The sequence below is a fragment of the Pseudomonas sp. FW305-7 genome (genome assembly GCF_058786735.1).
Genome location: NZ_JBYSZA010000002.1, coordinates 333,622 through 348,713, shown reverse-complemented (window position 1 = coordinate 348,713; position 15,092 = coordinate 333,622). Strand labels below are relative to the sequence as shown.

11 protein-coding genes are annotated in these 15,092 nt (G+C 53.6%); 6 read left to right on the top strand and 5 right to left on the bottom strand.

The annotated features are described in order from the left end of the window. Positions 1 to 18: 18 nt before the first annotated feature. Positions 19 to 1,692 carry a putative bifunctional diguanylate cyclase/phosphodiesterase gene (locus AC3WMT_RS04655; protein WP_103302573.1) on the bottom strand — a complete coding sequence of 558 codons (1,674 nt, stop codon included), beginning with the start codon at positions 1,690 to 1,692 and terminating at the stop codon, positions 19 to 21. 262 nt (positions 1,693 to 1,954) lie between these two features. On the opposite strand from AC3WMT_RS04655, the gene rep reads away from it, so the two are divergent. Then, entirely contained in the window at positions 1,955 to 3,964 is a 2,010-nt protein-coding gene (gene rep, locus AC3WMT_RS04650; RefSeq protein ID WP_103302574.1) for a DNA helicase Rep, read from the top strand. Positions 3,965 to 4,021: 57 nt separating this feature from the next. Continuing rightward, on the top strand, positions 4,022 to 4,594 hold the full coding sequence (locus tag AC3WMT_RS04645; protein WP_047596759.1) for a xanthine phosphoribosyltransferase: 573 nt from the start codon (positions 4,022 to 4,024) through the stop codon (positions 4,592 to 4,594). 131 nt (positions 4,595 to 4,725) lie between these two features. Here the strand turns inward: AC3WMT_RS04645 and AC3WMT_RS04640 are convergent, their stop codons facing one another. After that, positions 4,726 to 6,648 carry an acetyl-CoA hydrolase/transferase C-terminal domain-containing protein gene (locus tag AC3WMT_RS04640; RefSeq protein WP_103302575.1) on the bottom strand — a complete coding sequence of 641 codons (1,923 nt, stop codon included), beginning with the start codon at positions 6,646 to 6,648 and terminating at the stop codon, positions 4,726 to 4,728. Between the two features lie 580 nt (positions 6,649 to 7,228). Here AC3WMT_RS04640 and lanM point away from each other — a divergent pair. Genes lanM through AC3WMT_RS04620 form a run of 4 tightly spaced genes read left to right on the top strand, consistent with a single transcriptional unit; the run spans position 7,229 to position 12,637 of the window. Next, positions 7,229 to 10,162 carry a type 2 lanthipeptide synthetase LanM gene (gene lanM, locus AC3WMT_RS04635; RefSeq protein ID WP_158249163.1) on the top strand — a complete coding sequence of 978 codons (2,934 nt, stop codon included), beginning with the start codon at positions 7,229 to 7,231 and terminating at the stop codon, positions 10,160 to 10,162. Further along, entirely contained in the window at positions 10,159 to 11,037 is an 879-nt protein-coding gene (locus AC3WMT_RS04630) for an ABC transporter transmembrane domain-containing protein (protein WP_103302577.1), read from the top strand. Before lanM ends, AC3WMT_RS04630 begins: the two co-directional genes overlap by 4 nt. Before the next feature lie 9 nt (positions 11,038 to 11,046). Continuing rightward, positions 11,047 to 11,925 carry an ABC transporter ATP-binding protein gene (locus AC3WMT_RS04625; protein WP_103302578.1) on the top strand — a complete coding sequence of 293 codons (879 nt, stop codon included), beginning with the start codon at positions 11,047 to 11,049 and terminating at the stop codon, positions 11,923 to 11,925. Then, positions 11,918 to 12,637, top strand: coding sequence for an AAA family ATPase (locus AC3WMT_RS04620; RefSeq protein WP_103302579.1), 720 nt, complete (start codon positions 11,918 to 11,920; stop codon positions 12,635 to 12,637). Before AC3WMT_RS04625 ends, AC3WMT_RS04620 begins: the two co-directional genes overlap by 8 nt. A 55-nt stretch (positions 12,638 to 12,692) precedes the next feature. Here the strand turns inward: AC3WMT_RS04620 and AC3WMT_RS04615 are convergent, their stop codons facing one another. The 3 genes from AC3WMT_RS04615 to alr form a co-directional block, all read right to left on the bottom strand. Continuing rightward, positions 12,693 to 13,109, bottom strand: a complete 417-nt coding sequence (locus tag AC3WMT_RS04615) for a c-type cytochrome (RefSeq protein WP_047596762.1) — start codon at positions 13,107 to 13,109, stop codon at positions 12,693 to 12,695. Positions 13,110 to 13,291: 182 nt separating this feature from the next. Continuing rightward, positions 13,292 to 13,840: a cupin domain-containing protein gene (locus AC3WMT_RS04610; protein WP_007920393.1), complete on the bottom strand. Its 549-nt coding sequence runs from the start codon at positions 13,838 to 13,840 to the stop codon at positions 13,292 to 13,294. Positions 13,841 to 13,929: 89 nt separating this feature from the next. Next, positions 13,930 to 15,003 (bottom strand): alanine racemase, encoded by a 1,074-nt coding sequence (gene alr / locus AC3WMT_RS04605; RefSeq protein ID WP_103302580.1) that lies wholly within the window; start codon positions 15,001 to 15,003, stop codon positions 13,930 to 13,932. Positions 15,004 to 15,092 lie beyond the last annotated feature (89 nt).

The window sequence follows — 15,092 nt, the reverse complement described above, 5'->3', positions numbered from 1 at the left end:
CCAAATTGAGTTATGGAGTTAGCTCACGACTTCCAGTGCTGGGTGCTGACTCGATCCGAAGGTCAGGTACGCCACTAGCTCCGCCAACGGCAGCGGCTTGCTGATCAGATAGCCTTGCACCTGATCGCAGCCAAACCCGCGCAGCAATTCGAGCTGCTCCGGCGTTTCCACCCCCTCCGCCACCACCTCCAGATGCAGGTTGTGCGCAAGATTGATCATCGCGTGCACCAGTTTGCGGTTTTCTTCGCGCTGTTCCATGCCGCCGACGAAGCTCTTGTCGATCTTCAGCAGAGTGATCGGCAGGCTGTTGAGGTGCACGAACGATGAGAATCCGGTGCCGAAGTCATCCAGCGAAAAGCGCACGCCAAGACGGCCGAGGGCGTCCATGGTCTGTTTGACCAGATCGCTGCGGCGCATCACCGCTGTCTCGGTCAGCTCGAATTCCAGCCACTGCGCCTCGACACCGCGCTCGGCAATCAGACGGCTGAGGGTCGGCAGCAATTGGCTGTCCTGAAACTGACGGAAGGACAGGTTGATCGCCATGTGCAGCGCCGGTAAACCGTGCTCGCGCAGGGCCTGCATGTCGCGCAGCGCACGGGAAATCACCCAGTAGCCCAGCGGCACAATCAAGCCACTCTGCTCTGCCAGCGGCACGAATTCGCTTGGCGGCAGCAAGCCACGCTCACTGTGACGCCAGCGCACCAAGGCTTCGAGGCCGACGATCTGGCCGTCTTCGAGATTCAGCCGTGGCTGGTAATGCAGCTCCAGCTCATCGCGACGCAAGGCCCGGCGCAGCTCGCTTTCGAGGTCGGCCATGCTCCGTGCGTTGCGATTGATGCGTTCGTTGAAGATATGGAAGGTGCAGCCCTGGGTGCTTTTCGCTTGCTGCATGGCGATGTGCGCGTGCCACATCAGCGGGTCGGCGCCACCCTGTGCGCGGGCATGGGCAATACCAAGGCTCGAACCGATCAACAGGCTTTCGCCGTCGACCCAATAAGGTTCGGCCAAGGCTTCGGTGATGCGTTCGGCCATCCACTCGGCGCGTTGCGGTGCGCGGCGGGTGTCGATCAGCAGGGCAAACTCATCGCTGCCGAGGCGCGCCAGTTGATCGCCGGCCTCCAGCTGGCTTTTCAGCCGCGAGACGACTTGCAGAATCAAGCGGTCGCCGGCCTGATGGCCGAGGGCGTCGTTGGCGTGACGGAAATTATCGAGGTCGAGATGCCCGAGCGCCAGGCCACGACCATCGCCTTCGGCAAGGCGCGCGGTGAGCAAGGTCTGGAAGCCCTGACGGTTGGCGATACCGGTCAGCGGGTCCTGTTCGGCAAGACGTTGCAGGGTGTTTTCGAGAACGCCGCGTTCGCGCACATGGCGCAGGCAACGCCGCAGCATGCCGGCATCGAGCGCGTCGAACACCAGCCAGTCACTGACGCCAACGGGCGCGGTCTCGGGTTCGTGTTCCAGCAGCAATACCGTCGGCAGGCTGCAACGACCGGGCGCCGGCTGCAACGCCGGAAGGGTCAACAGCACCGCATGGCGGTTGTCTTCGAACAAACTGCTGACCGACTCCCAGCTCGGCGCGCTGATCAGCACCGCCGCGCTCCCCATCGGAGCCAGACACTCACGCAATAACGCTGTCCACGCTGGCTCTTCGGCCAGTAGCAGCAAACGCAAGGGTTCGACAGGCGTAGACAAGCTAGCTCCCTAGACTCTGCAATGGTGTGGGCGGGGCATTATGCCGTTGCGCAGTTCAATGACCAAATGACAACGGTTATCAAAACGTTATTTTGTGTCACGAATGAGAACATTAGTCGCAAAATCTCCGCGCATCCTCCGCGAAAGTAACAAAACCGGCAAATTTGAATCGCGTGGTGCGTCACAAGTCGGACAGAGCAGCACAATTCTCTGAGCCTGTTAAAATGCCGGCCCATTTCGTCAACGACTCCCGAATTTTCGTATGTCCCGACTCAATCCCCGGCAGCAAGAAGCCGTGAACTACGTCGGCGGCCCTCTATTGGTGCTCGCCGGTGCTGGCTCCGGCAAGACCAGCGTGATCACGCGCAAGATCGCGCACCTGATCCAGAACTGCGGCATCCGCGCCCAGTACATCGTCGCCATGACCTTTACCAACAAGGCCGCGCGCGAGATGAAGGAGCGGGTCGGCACCCTGCTGCGTGCCGGCGAAGGTCGCGGCCTGACGGTTTGCACCTTCCACAACCTGGGCCTGAACATCATCCGCAAGGAACACGCGCGGCTGGGCTACAAACCCGGTTTCTCGATCTTCGACGAGACCGACGTCAAAGCCCTGATGACCGACATCATGCAGAAGGAATACGCAGGCGACGACGGCGTCGACGAGATCAAGAACATGATCGGCGCCTGGAAAAACGACCTGATCCTGCCGCCGCAAGCGCTGGAGAACGCGCGCAATCCGAAAGAACAGACTGCCGCGATCGTCTACACCCACTACCAGCGCACGCTCAAGGCGTTCAACGCGGTGGACTTCGACGACCTGATCCTGCTGCCGGTAAAGCTCTTCGAAGAGCACGCCGACATTCTCGAAAAGTGGCAGAACAAGGTGCGCTACCTGCTGGTCGACGAATACCAGGACACCAACGCCAGCCAGTACCTGCTGGTGAAAATGCTGATCGGCAAGCGCAACCAGTTCACCGTGGTGGGCGACGACGACCAGTCGATCTACGCCTGGCGCGGCGCACGGCCGGAAAACCTGATGTTGCTCAAGGACGACTATCCGTCGCTGAAAGTGGTGATGCTGGAGCAGAACTACCGCTCCACCAGCCGCATCCTGCGCTGCGCCAACGTGCTGATCTCGAACAACCCGCACGAATTCGAAAAGCAGCTGTGGAGTGAGATGGGCCACGGTGACGAGATCCGCGTGATCCGCTGCCGCAACGAAGACGCCGAAGCCGAGCGCGTGGCCATGGAAATTCTCAGCCTGCACTTGCGCACGGACCGCCCATACAGCGATTTCGCGATCCTTTATCGCGGCAACTACCAGGCCAAGCTGATCGAGCTGAAGCTACAGCACCACCAGGTGCCGTACCGTCTGAGCGGTGGCAACAGTTTCTTCGGCCGTCAGGAAGTGAAGGACCTGATGGCCTACTTCCGCCTGATCGTGAACCCGGACGACGACAACGCCTTCCTGCGGGTGATCAACGTGCCGCGCCGTGAAATCGGCTCGACCACCCTGGAAAAACTCGGCAACTACGCCACCGAACGCAAGATCTCGATGTACGCCGCCACCGACGAAATCGGCCTTGGCGAACACCTCGACAGCCGCTTCACCGATCGTCTGGCGCGCTTCAAGCGCTTCATGGACAAGGTCCGCGAGCAGTGCGCCGGCGAAGACCCGATCTCGGCGCTGCGCAGCATGGTCATGGACATCGACTACGAGAACTGGCTGCGCACCAACAGCTCCAGCGACAAGGCTGCCGACTACCGGATGAGCAACGTCTGGTTCCTGATCGAGGCGTTGAAAAACACGCTCGAGAAGGACGAAGAAGGCGAGATGACCGTCGAAGACGCCATTGGCAAACTGGTCCTGCGCGACATGCTCGAGCGTCAGCAGGAAGAAGAGGACGGCGCCGAAGGCGTGCAGATGATGACGCTGCATGCGTCCAAGGGTCTGGAATTCCCCTACGTGTTCATCATGGGCATGGAAGAGGAAATCCTCCCGCACCGTTCCAGCATCGAAGCCGACACCATCGAAGAAGAACGCCGCCTGGCCTACGTGGGCATCACCCGCGCCCGTCAGACCCTGGCCTTCACCTTCGCTGCCAAGCGCAAACAGTACGGCGAGATCATCGATTGCGCGCCCAGCCGCTTCCTCGATGAGCTGCCGCCGGACGATCTGGCGTGGGAAGGCAACGACGACACACCGACCGAAGTCAAAGCCGTGCGCGGCAACAACGCATTGGCCGATATACGCGCGATGTTAAAGCGCTAGAATTGACCACTTTTTACTAGACCTTCGGCGCTCAAAGCGCCAAATGAGGACAGCTTCATGGAAGCATTGCAGCAGAAAATCCGCGAACAAGGCATTGTGCTTTCCGACCAGGTCCTGAAGGTCGACGCCTTCCTGAACCACCAGATCGACCCGGCCCTGATGAAGCTGATCGGCGACGAATTCGCCACGCTGTTCAAGGATTCGGGCATCACCAAAATCGTCACCATCGAAGCTTCGGGCATTGCCCCGGCGATCATGACCGGTCTGAACCTCGGCGTGCCGGTGATCTTCGCCCGCAAGCACCAGTCCCTGACCCTGACCGAAAACCTGCTGTCGGCGACTGTTTACTCTTTCACCAAGCAGACCGAAAGCACCGTCGCCATCTCCCCGCGTCACCTGACCAGCAGCGACCGCGTGCTGATCATCGACGACTTCCTGGCCAACGGTAAGGCGTCGCAAGCGCTGATCTCGATCATCAAACAGGCTGGCGCGACCGTGGCCGGTCTGGGCATCGTCATCGAGAAGTCGTTCCAGGGCGGCCGTGCCGAGCTGGACTCGCAGGGTTATCGCGTTGAATCGCTGGCTCGCGTGAAATCGCTGAAGGATGGCGTCGTTACCTTCATCGAATAATCCAGCCTCACCGCAGCCCCCCTGTAGGAGTGAGCCTGCTCGCGATGGCGGTGTATCAGCTGATATTTTCGTCAGCTGATACACCGCCATCGCGAGCAGGCTCACTCCTACAGTTGTTTTGGGCCAGGCAGTTATTGCGCGGTGGCCTTCAGGCCGGTAAGGAGCAGGCGCTGGAAAAGGTCTTCCTTCAGGCCTTCCGGGTTCGTGAGCTGCATCCGCTCCAGATGCTCTGGATACAACGAAGCCTCCGGTGCATCCAGCGCTGCTTTGCCCAGCTCCAGAATCTCGGTCAGCTTGAACTTGCTCTTCAGCCAGTTCAGCGCCCGCAGCAAATCCCTCTCTATCACTGTGAAATCACAGCCCAGCGGATACTCCGGAAACAGATGCGGATGCTTCTCTGCAATTGCCTGCAAACGTTGCGGCGTGTTCTCGGCAAATCGCGGATCGATGCGGAAACCCTTCGGCAATTTACCAACCTTCTGCGCCTGCTCGATCAGCCCCGGCTGGAAGCGTGAGTCGCTGATATTGAGCAACGCCTCAATGACCGCCGCGTCGGTCTTGCCGCGCAAATCAGCAATGCCGTATTCGGTGACCACGATATCGCGCAGATGCCGTGGAATCGTGCAATGGCCATATTCCCAGACGATGTTGGAACTGACATCGCCACCGGACTCACGCCAGCTGCGCAGAATCAGAATCGAGCGCGCATCGTGCAGCGCGTGGCCCTGGGCGACGAAGTTGTACTGCCCGCCAACGCCGCTGAGCACCCGCCCGTCTTCCAGTTGATCGGCCACGCCCGCGCCTAGCAGAGTCATGGTGAACACGGTGTTGATGAACCGCGCATCAAGCCTTTGCAGGCGCTTGAGTTCCTCCTGACCGTACAGCTCGTTGATGTAGCTGATGCGGGTCATGTTGAATTCGAGGCGCTTGCTCTGCGGCAGCTCGCGCAGGCGCTCGTAAAAACTGCGCGGGCCGAGGAAGAAACCGCCGTGCACCGAGATGCCATCGATTTGCGCCGCTTCATCGAGAGTGCCGGCATTGGCCTGTTCCTGCGTCTGCACGTCGGGGTAGACCTTGCGCCGGATGATCCCGGCGTCCGCCAGCACCAGCAGGCCGTTGACGAACATTTCGCTGCAACCGTACAGGCCTTTGGCGAACGGTCCGGTGCCACCCTCGCGCTCGATCAACTGCGCCCACTGGCTGAGGTTTATGTCGTTGAGCAACGCTTGATAACCGCCATTATCGGCCTGACGCGCGAGCAATGCTGCAGTCAGCGCATCGCCCATCGAGCCGATGCCGATCTGCAACGTACCGCCGTCGCGCACCAGCGTACTGGCGTGCAGACCGATGAAATGATCCTGAAAACCGACCGGCATGTTCGGTGTGGAAAACAGCGTGCTGCTGTCCTTCGCGTCGATCAGCAGGTCGAAAGTGTCGATGTCGACCTCGGCATCGCCAGGCATGTACGGCAGATCGGTGTGCACCTGCCCGACCAGCAGAATCGTCTCCCCAGCCTCACGGCGTTTGGCGATCATCGGCAACAGGTCGAGGGTGATGTCCGGGTTGCAACTCAGGCTTAGACGATCAGGATGTTCGCTACTGCTGGCGAGCAACTGCGCCACCAGATTCAGCCCGGCGGCATTGATGTCGCGGGCGGCGTGGCTGTAGTTGCTGCTGACGTAATCCTGCTGGGCCGGCGCGCTGTTGAGCAGGCTGCCCGGCTGCATGAAGAACTGCTCGATGCGGATATTGGCGGGCAGGCTGTCGCGTTGCAGATCGGCGAGGAAATCGAATTCGGGGTAATCACCGAAGACACGCTCGACGAAGGGCTCGATGAAGCGCTTCTGCAGACCGTCGCCCAGGCTCGGCCGCCCCAGGCAGAGCGCGGTGTAGATCGTCAGTTGCCGTTCGGGCAGGTCCTTGATGCGCCGGTACAGCGCGTTGACGAAATGATTGGGCTTGCCCAGCCCCAGCGGCAAGCCCATGTGGATATGCACCGGCAACCGTGCGAGCACGTCGTCCACTGCCTGGTCGATCGAACACAACTGCACCATCTGAAGCCTCCCGCCCGTTCCGTGAATAGAGGTAGACCGAGCTTGCCGGGGATTTACTTCAGAGGGAAGGCAATTACTGCGAAAAAAATGAAATAGGCGAGAGTGGTGTTTGGTGCAAGCACATCCAGAAAACTTTCAACAATAACAATGAATTAAAAACACCAAGAGAATCATCGTACAAACCTGCAGCTTATTTCCTACATTGGTTCGAATTTAATCATGCAGAACTTCAAGACACTTCTGAATTGAAGTTATTTGAGTCACAGCTAGCATTAAAACGTAACACTTCATTAGCAACCAATGCCTTTAGGCTAAACATAAATTTATGAGGAAAAGTTATGGAAATCGACTTCTTAGCAATCCGTAGTACACGGGCACGCATTTTAAATTCAAGCGCACCTATTTCAACGTTGGCAATTCAAGCATTCAGCAACTTGAGTGCAGCCAGCAGTGGCTCGCGCCCATGCACTAGTTGCTGTTCACAATGTTGGCAGGGATGCTGCTACGCGACTTACATGTAGTTATGAGTCAGGGGCGGTCAATACGTGCCGCCCCTCTTACTTTCTTTAGGAATTTTACATTGAAAACGCCGATTGAGTTTTTAACTGAACCCTTGAACTCCAACCGAAGCCTTACCACTGACTGCCCGGTATGGCCATACCTGTCTTACTATATTTATCATATCGAAAAGAAACTTCCAAAAGCATCCGGAAACACCCTGAAAACTCAGTCAGTTATTATCAGTGGCTTCGCAACCAACCTAGCAGCGAGAATTACCAACGCAGCTAATAATGTTCTAATCACTGAAAAACAAATATTTGAAAAATCCATCATCGGCCAAGAGATGGAAACTTCCCTTTACTTCAAGTTAGTTAGCGAAAATAAAAACTATCTCACCGAGATTATTAAAGCCTATCCGGAGCTAGATCGAGTCCTCACCAAAATATCACAAAATTTTGTCGAATTTACGTTACAGCTTATTACTGACTTGATAGATGACAGGCAGGAGATTAACGAAGTATTCAATATTGGAGCTGACGTCAATCTTTCCGCAATTGATGTCTCGGCTGGCGAAACGCATTATGGATCGAGGACCGTCTGCACGCTTTCCTTTAACTCCATAAAACTAGTTTATAAACCAAGAAATCTTAAACTTGAAGCGGAGGCATCCGGTCTTCTACTGTCTTTGAGCAGAGCCGCCGACACTGTTTTTTGCGGATGGAAAATACCAGTTTACTTGGTGAAAAAAGAACATGGATGGTCAGAGCATACACCTCAAAAGCAGGCAGAAACTGAAGAAGATGTACGGCAATACTTTAAAAGGGCAGGGTTTTTATTAGGTTATTGCACTGCTTTTATGGCTGCTGACATTACATCTGACAATCTGATTGCACATGGAGCAAGCCCTATACCAATTGATCTGGAGACAATTTTTTATAGCACATTAAACATTGAGACAATCCCGAGAGAAGTCCGATGGAATGTGACACAAACAAGTATTCTTCCGAATTGGACTTGGAAAGGCACCGATGGCATCGGTGTAGACTTGAGCGCGTTGGGTGGATTATCAGAGCAATATGTCAGCCTAAACCTGTATCAGCACTTAGAAGACGAAACAGGTCACAGCCAGTTTGGAATGGACGGAGTTAAAATCTATCCAAATCAGAACGTTTTGTATCTTAATGGGAAACCCGCACAGCCGTGGGATTACGAAAAAGAAATTATTGAGGGCCTAAATGCACTATTTCTTATATTGACCAATGAACAAACACTAATTTTTGAAAAGATTAAATCTTTTAGAGGTCGACAAAACAGGTACATTCCCAGACCGACCGCGACATATCACTACGCAATTCAATGTTCCCTGCATGCAACCTTAATGCGCTGCACTGACAAACGAACGGCCTTTCTGGAAAACATCCTTAATAACGACACAGCCCCCGCGATAGGTTTTCTTGACGCGGAGGTCTCAGCCTGCTTGGATCTGGACATACCTTTTGCTCGAGGACAAGCCGGTATTCTTGAGTTCTACGAACCCAGTTACAGCGGTTCAGGGCACCTCGATAGCAATGATTATATAAACGGAATAGATAACAGCATCCAATACATAAAAACCTTGGACAAAAACAGAATTGCATTTGAAGAAAAACTAACTTCAAATACCCTCTTAGCAATGAAAAATATGTATGAGCACGGAAATAAACTCACGGACCACTCCTTCAAACAACACGACGACGTGAAAGACGCCCGCTATTCGAATATTGACGAAATTATTAACAAAATCAGAGCGTCATCGAAAATCAACGCATGCTTGATCAATGAAATGTTACGTACCGAAATTTCGAGTAACGGACTCTGGCTAGGTTTTCACTCATCACCTGGTGGCTATATGGAATTCTCGGAGCTAGGAGATGATTTCTATTACGGGTTGTCCGGTATTCTTTATGGCTGCGTAGTGGCGGCCAGTCATAGTAGCGCCATAGATAAAACCCTGGTAACCGAACTACTCAATCATTGCCACAGTAGAGTAGTTAAAAAACTGACACATAAGGGTACGCACCTAGGGGGCTTTCACTTCGGTCTATCGTCTGCAATGATTCCGCTCCTGATAGCCTTAAATTATTTTGAGGATGAAAGGCAAAACCAACTGCTACAACTGTATAAAAAATATGTTGAAGACGTACTGACAGACCCGTGGTGGCAAAAATATTTTTGGGGTTCTGACTTTCTATCAGGCATGTTCGGCACTCTAAATGTACTCACACTGCTATTCGACCTTACCAAAGATTTATCGTTTTCCGATTTAGCTAGCTCCTTATACGAAAAAATAGAGACCGAACTCACTTTTATATCTGGAAGAAGACTAACCACATTCGACAATGCAATTACAACGAGAAGCGACGCTTTATTGAGTGGTCTATCTCACGGAATAATGGGATGCGCATACTCATTATTTTATTTTAATAACGTGATCGCAAAAAAAGATTCAATCCACGAATTATTCCTAGGATTTCTGTCTTGGGAGCTTAACGAATATGATGAGTCAATTGAAAATTGGCGTGACTACAGAAAACGCTCGGAATCAAGCGCCGGCGAGTTTGCGTGGAGCCACGGTTTACCTGGAAATTATTTGGCTATCAGCTATTTCGCAAACAATGGAGTCCAGCCCGCGCTAGATTTCTTGGAAAGGCACCCACCCAAAGCTGCATTCTCATATTCGAATCTCGAAAAGAGAAAGAGACCCGTCAATGACTCTTTATGTCATGGTGCTTACGGGATTCTGAATATCATGAAAAAGATCTCACCCGAATCGTTGCTCGATCCACAAGTTTTTCTATGGTCGAATATCATCAATTTAAGCGAACAAGACTCAAGAGTCTTGAGAACAAAAACTGCCGATCCATTAGGATTATGGATCGGGCGCGTGGGTTCACTACTCGGTTCCATTGGTTTGATTGACCGTAACTACGAGTTTCCATTTCTTCCGCACCAAATGGAATTTATCAAACCATGAAAAGCAACTTCATACTTTGCTGCTTTGGCCTGGGCGTCTCAGTTCTAACAAGCGCATCGCCCTACCTAATCGGTAATTCAATTAATTTGTATCTATCCCAAGATCGCCTATATTTATATGCACTCGCAGGCGCTTCGCTTCTTATCATCGCGACGCCTCCCTTGAAGCTAGCAGCTAACATGTATCTACAAAGGACTGCTGCCAAGACAAGATATACTCTGAAAAGGAAAATCCTAACGCACCTGCGAAGCAAGGCATCCACACACACGAGAAACCAGGGTGAACAGATCGAACTCATAGACGGTGATGTTGACGGCTCGATGTATCTTTACCACTCGGTATTCTTTGACACTTCACTCAACTTCAGCATCATAATCTTCGCACTGATTATAACAGCTCAGTATCATCCACTTCTGGCGCTACCCCCCCTTGGCGGTCTGCTATATGCCTCAGCTGCATATTTTATAACCCGGAAAAAGAGCGAAACCCTTTTTGAAGAATACGTACAAAAAAACACCGTTGCAATCGGGGCAATCTGTGCGCATGTATGCGATGCAAAACCATACAACGATAGAGTCAAGCTGGACATCAAAAACATTGAGCGCCTCGCTTTTCGCTCAAATCTGAAAGCATCATTTTTCGAATCAATTTCAGGAATCTGTTACTTGATAGCGATAGTTTTTTTATTCTTGATATCTGCTCATTTAATAAGTGAACGCGCTTTGACAACAGGCGCTATCTTTGCCTCCGCCATCTACCTCGAACGCGTGCTCAGCCCAACTATGTCGCTTATATCCATTTACTACTCAAGCAGAGAGGCCTCTTATCGCCGCAACCGAATTCTGAGCTATAAACTACAGTACGGGGGGCGTTGAATTATGCTTATGTGCTTGCAGAAAAACGTGGCATTATTTTTGTTTTCAACAATGTGCCTGACTTTAGCAGCTGCATGTCAGTTGCTAATACCTTCGATCGTGGCAGAGGGACTTACTGCTCTCAGCAGTGGTGCTGTAAGCACTAATCTGTATTTCATTCTCACCGCTGTTTTTTTATCAAAACTCGCGACGCAAACTCTGGGCAGCTCCATCGCGGCGCTCATGGAAGCGAAATCTCGCTTTTCACTCATCAATTTCATTGTGCATGATGAAAGACCTTGTCCATTAAGCTGTCGCGTGACGATGATCAAAGAAGATGCCGAGAAAATTGCTTCAGTCCTTCATGACTCAATTCATCTGGCAGGATCTTGTATTCTGACATTTGCCACAGCCTATATCTTACTTCGTGAAAACGCTTATTTTTTCATCCCCCTGACATTTATCATTGTGTTGACCTGTGTGCAGTTAAAATTTGTCAAACCACAAATCCAGAGTCTGTATAAAGCAGAAATGATCAATGAAGACCTGTACAAGGAGTCGCTCATCAGCACTTTCAGTTCACCCACAACTGATGAGCAAAGTTATCAGGCACTTATCAGCAGTAGTAATGAATGTTTAAGGAACACAATACTAGCACGCTACAAATATCAAAAAGCCAACGCCATTCAGTGCTTCTGGCCGGAAATGGCTATCTCGGCCGGGACAGTATCGGTCATCATTTTTAGCGCCACTGCGACGCCGGAGTTATTCGGCGAGCGTCTTATTGCCTATCTTGGCTACGTCGGGATTTTTACCATGGCTAGCACGAGTTCGATAAGACTTGGCATCACGATGATTGGAGTAAAGGTATCCGTAGGTAGAGTATTCAGGGGGCACCAATATGAATGATTTATTCATCCAGCAGATACGCCTGAAACCAGACAGGGTAGCGGCTCATTTTCTACGCGGCCTTTTTCCGCTTCAATTCAGTAACAGAATTACCGTATTTATCGGTGAAAACGGTTCTGGAAAATCCACGCTGCTTGAAGCACTTGCCATCAATTTAGGATGCAATCCAGAAGGTGGCGGGAAGAACTTCAACTTTTCGACCGAGAATACTCACTCGGAGTTACACGAAACTCTGAGGCTATCAAAAGGTTATCGAAGGGAGAAGGATGTATTTTTCTACAGAGCCGAAACCTTTTATAACTTGAACACTGCGATTCGCAAGCTTGATCAAGAGACAAGCTTTGATCCCGAAATAAAGACCTATTATGGCGGTGTGGATCTGCATTGCATGTCTCATGGCGAAGCAATGGAGGCACTGTTTCAACACCGGTTCAAAGCTCAGGGGCTGTATGTTCTTGACGAACCGGAAGCGTCGCTATCTCCATTGAGGCAATTGGTATTTATCAACCGCGTAATGGAGCTATCGCGCAAAGGCGCACAGTTCATCATTGCTACTCACTCACCTCTCATTATGTCGATCCCGGGATGTGATCTGAGACAGATATCGGAAGGGCGTTCCGAACCAATAGCCCCGGTAGATACTGATGCTTATGCTGTGTACAAAGCTGTGCTTAATTCTTCCGGCGCCTATATCGCGAAAAACATGCAGTGAGATGGCAGACACAAAAAAACCGTCCGAAGACGGTTTTTTTCATCAGAAGCGCGCCTTACTTCAGGCCGGACATCTTCTGGATTGCGCCCTTGAGCTCGTCATCCGAGCAATCGGCGCAGGTGCCTTTCGGCGGCATGGCGTTGATGCCGGTGATGGCTTTGGCCAGGATGCCGTCGAGACCGCCTTGGTGATCGGCGCGGTCTTTCCAGGCTGCCGTGTCACCGATTTTTGGTGCGCCCAGCAGGCCCGTGCCGTGGCAAGCGTTGCAATGTTTGGCAATCACTTCGTCCGGGGTTTTCGCACCGCCACCGCCGCCGGCAGTTGCAGCCACTTCCATCCCCTTGCATTCCTGCCCTTGAACACACACCTGGCCAACCGGCTCGAGGCGTTTGGCAATGTCGTCATTCGTCGCAGCTTGAGCGCTGACAGCCCAGAGGGCCAGTACGGTTGCTGGTGCGGCCAGCATTTTCATAATTAGGTTCACGCGTTCACCCTCAATGGTGGCTATTCACGCCTGCGGCCACGGTTCGCAGGCGGGCGGAAGTATAGCGGGTAGCCCGCCACACTGAAACAACCCCATAGTCGAAGGGGTTATACCGCACGGTGGAAAAACTCGTTGGATGCCTTCGCCGTCATGGCTTGGCGCCTCTATCTTTAAAAATTCGCCGGCGTGGCTGCGCTGATTAGTCGCGCAGGCGCGTCGAACGGATTACGGAAACGATGCGGCTTGGTACTTTCAAAGTAGTAGCTGTCGCCGGCTTCGAGAATAAAAGTTTCCAGCCCCACCACCAGTTCCAGACGACCTTCGACCAGAATCCCGGTTTCCTCGCCCTCATGGGTGAGCATTTCTTCGCCGGTATCGGCGCCCGGCGGGTAGATTTCGTTGAGAAACGCGATAGCCCGGCTCGGGTGTGCGCGGCCGACCAGCTTCATGGTCACGGCGCCGTCGGAAATGTCGATCAGCTCGTTGGCCTTGTAGACGATCTGGGTCGGGACTTCCTGCAGGATTTCTTCGGAAAAGAACTCGACCATGGACATGGGAATGCCGCCCAGAACTTTTCTCAGCGAACTGATCGAAGGGCTGACGCTGTTCTTTTCGATCATCGAAATGGTGCTGTTGGTGACGCCCGCGCGTTTGGCGAGTTCACGCTGGGAAAGCCCTTTGAGCTTGCGGATCGATTGCAGTCGTTCACCGACGTCCAAGGCTGGAGCCTCCAGAGTGTTGTAGAAATATTGAGCGTTATCATGGCGACAGCGTTCAGTATTTACAACACTCGGGACCCGTCGCAGCCTCAAGCCTCGGAATAGAGCCTTGGCACTCGACGCAGGTTGCAGAAGATCTGGTAGGGAATGGTGTCGGCCCACTGCGCGACTTCGCTGGCGAGGATGTTTTTGCCCCACAGCTCGACGGTCGAACCGAGGTCCGCTTCCGGCACATCGGTAAGGTCGATGCAGAGCATGTCCATCGACACGCGGCCAAGGATGCGGCTGCGTTTGCCGGCCACCAGCACTGGTGTGCCAGTCGGCGCCTGACGCGGGTAGCCATCGGCGTAACCCATGGCCACCACGCCGATGCGCATTGGCTTGTCGGTGATGAATCTGGCGCCGTAGCCGATTGGTTCGCCGGCCGGCAATTCACGCACGCAGATGACTTTCGATTCGAGAGTCATCACCGGTTGCAGGCGATCAGCCACGGCGTTGGCTTCTTCGAACGGCGTGGCGCCGTAGAGCATGATGCCCGGGCGAACCCAGTCGCTGTGGATCTGCGGCCAACCGAGCACGGCAGGCGAGTTGCGCAAGCTGACTTCTGCAGCCAGACCCTGGCGAGCCGCCTCAAACACCGCAACTTGCTCGGTGCTGCTTTGCGCGTGCAATTCATCGGCACGGGCGAAGTGGCTCATCAATACGATCTTCGCCACCTTGCCGCTGGCCAGCAGGCGTTGATACGCCGCCGGGTAATCCTTTGGATGCAAACCGACGCGGTGCATGCCCGAATCGAGTTTCAGCCACACAGTGATGGGTTTGCTCAGCGCAGTCTGCTCGATCGCTTCGAGTTGCCACAGCGAGTGCACCACGGTCCAGAAATCATGCTCGACGATCAGCGCCAGTTCATCGGCCTCGAAGATGCCTTCGAGCAACAACACCGGGGCCTTGATGCCGGCAGCGCGCAGCTCCAGCGCTTCTTCGATGCAGGCGACGGCGAAACCATCGGCCTCGGCCTCCAGCGCCTGGGCGCAACGCACCGCGCCATGGCCATAGGCATCAGCCTTGATCACGGCGAGCGCCTTGGCGCCGGTGACTTCGCGGGCAATTCGGTAGTTGTGGCGCAGGGCTTCTAGGTCGATCAGGGCACGGGCAGGACGCATGGCGGCAGACTTCTAGGCGGTCATGGGAATAAAAACCGGCGCTGGCTGACGGCGTGAACCGCCAACAGCACCGGGAGAGGGATCTTTAC

Excerpts from the sequence above, each read along its gene's own strand:
- AC3WMT_RS04645 (WP_047596759.1), top strand. The coding sequence starts at position 4,022 with ATGGAAGCATTGCAGCAGAAAATCCGCGAACAAGGCATTGTGCTTTCC.
- AC3WMT_RS04620 (WP_103302579.1), top strand. The coding sequence starts at position 11,918 with ATGAATGATTTATTCATCCAGCAGATACGCCTGAAACCAGACAGGGTA.
- AC3WMT_RS04630 (WP_103302577.1), top strand. The coding sequence starts at position 10,159 with ATGAAAAGCAACTTCATACTTTGCTGCTTTGGCCTGGGCGTCTCAGTT.
- rep (WP_103302574.1), top strand. The coding sequence starts at position 1,955 with ATGTCCCGACTCAATCCCCGGCAGCAAGAAGCCGTGAACTACGTCGGC.
- AC3WMT_RS04640 (WP_103302575.1), bottom strand. The coding sequence starts at position 6,648 with ATGGTGCAGTTGTGTTCGATCGACCAGGCAGTGGACGACGTGCTCGCA.
- alr (WP_103302580.1), bottom strand. The coding sequence starts at position 15,003 with ATGCGTCCTGCCCGTGCCCTGATCGACCTAGAAGCCCTGCGCCACAAC.
- AC3WMT_RS04615 (WP_047596762.1), bottom strand. The coding sequence starts at position 13,109 with ATGAAAATGCTGGCCGCACCAGCAACCGTACTGGCCCTCTGGGCTGTC.
- AC3WMT_RS04625 (WP_103302578.1), top strand. The coding sequence starts at position 11,047 with ATGTGCTTGCAGAAAAACGTGGCATTATTTTTGTTTTCAACAATGTGC.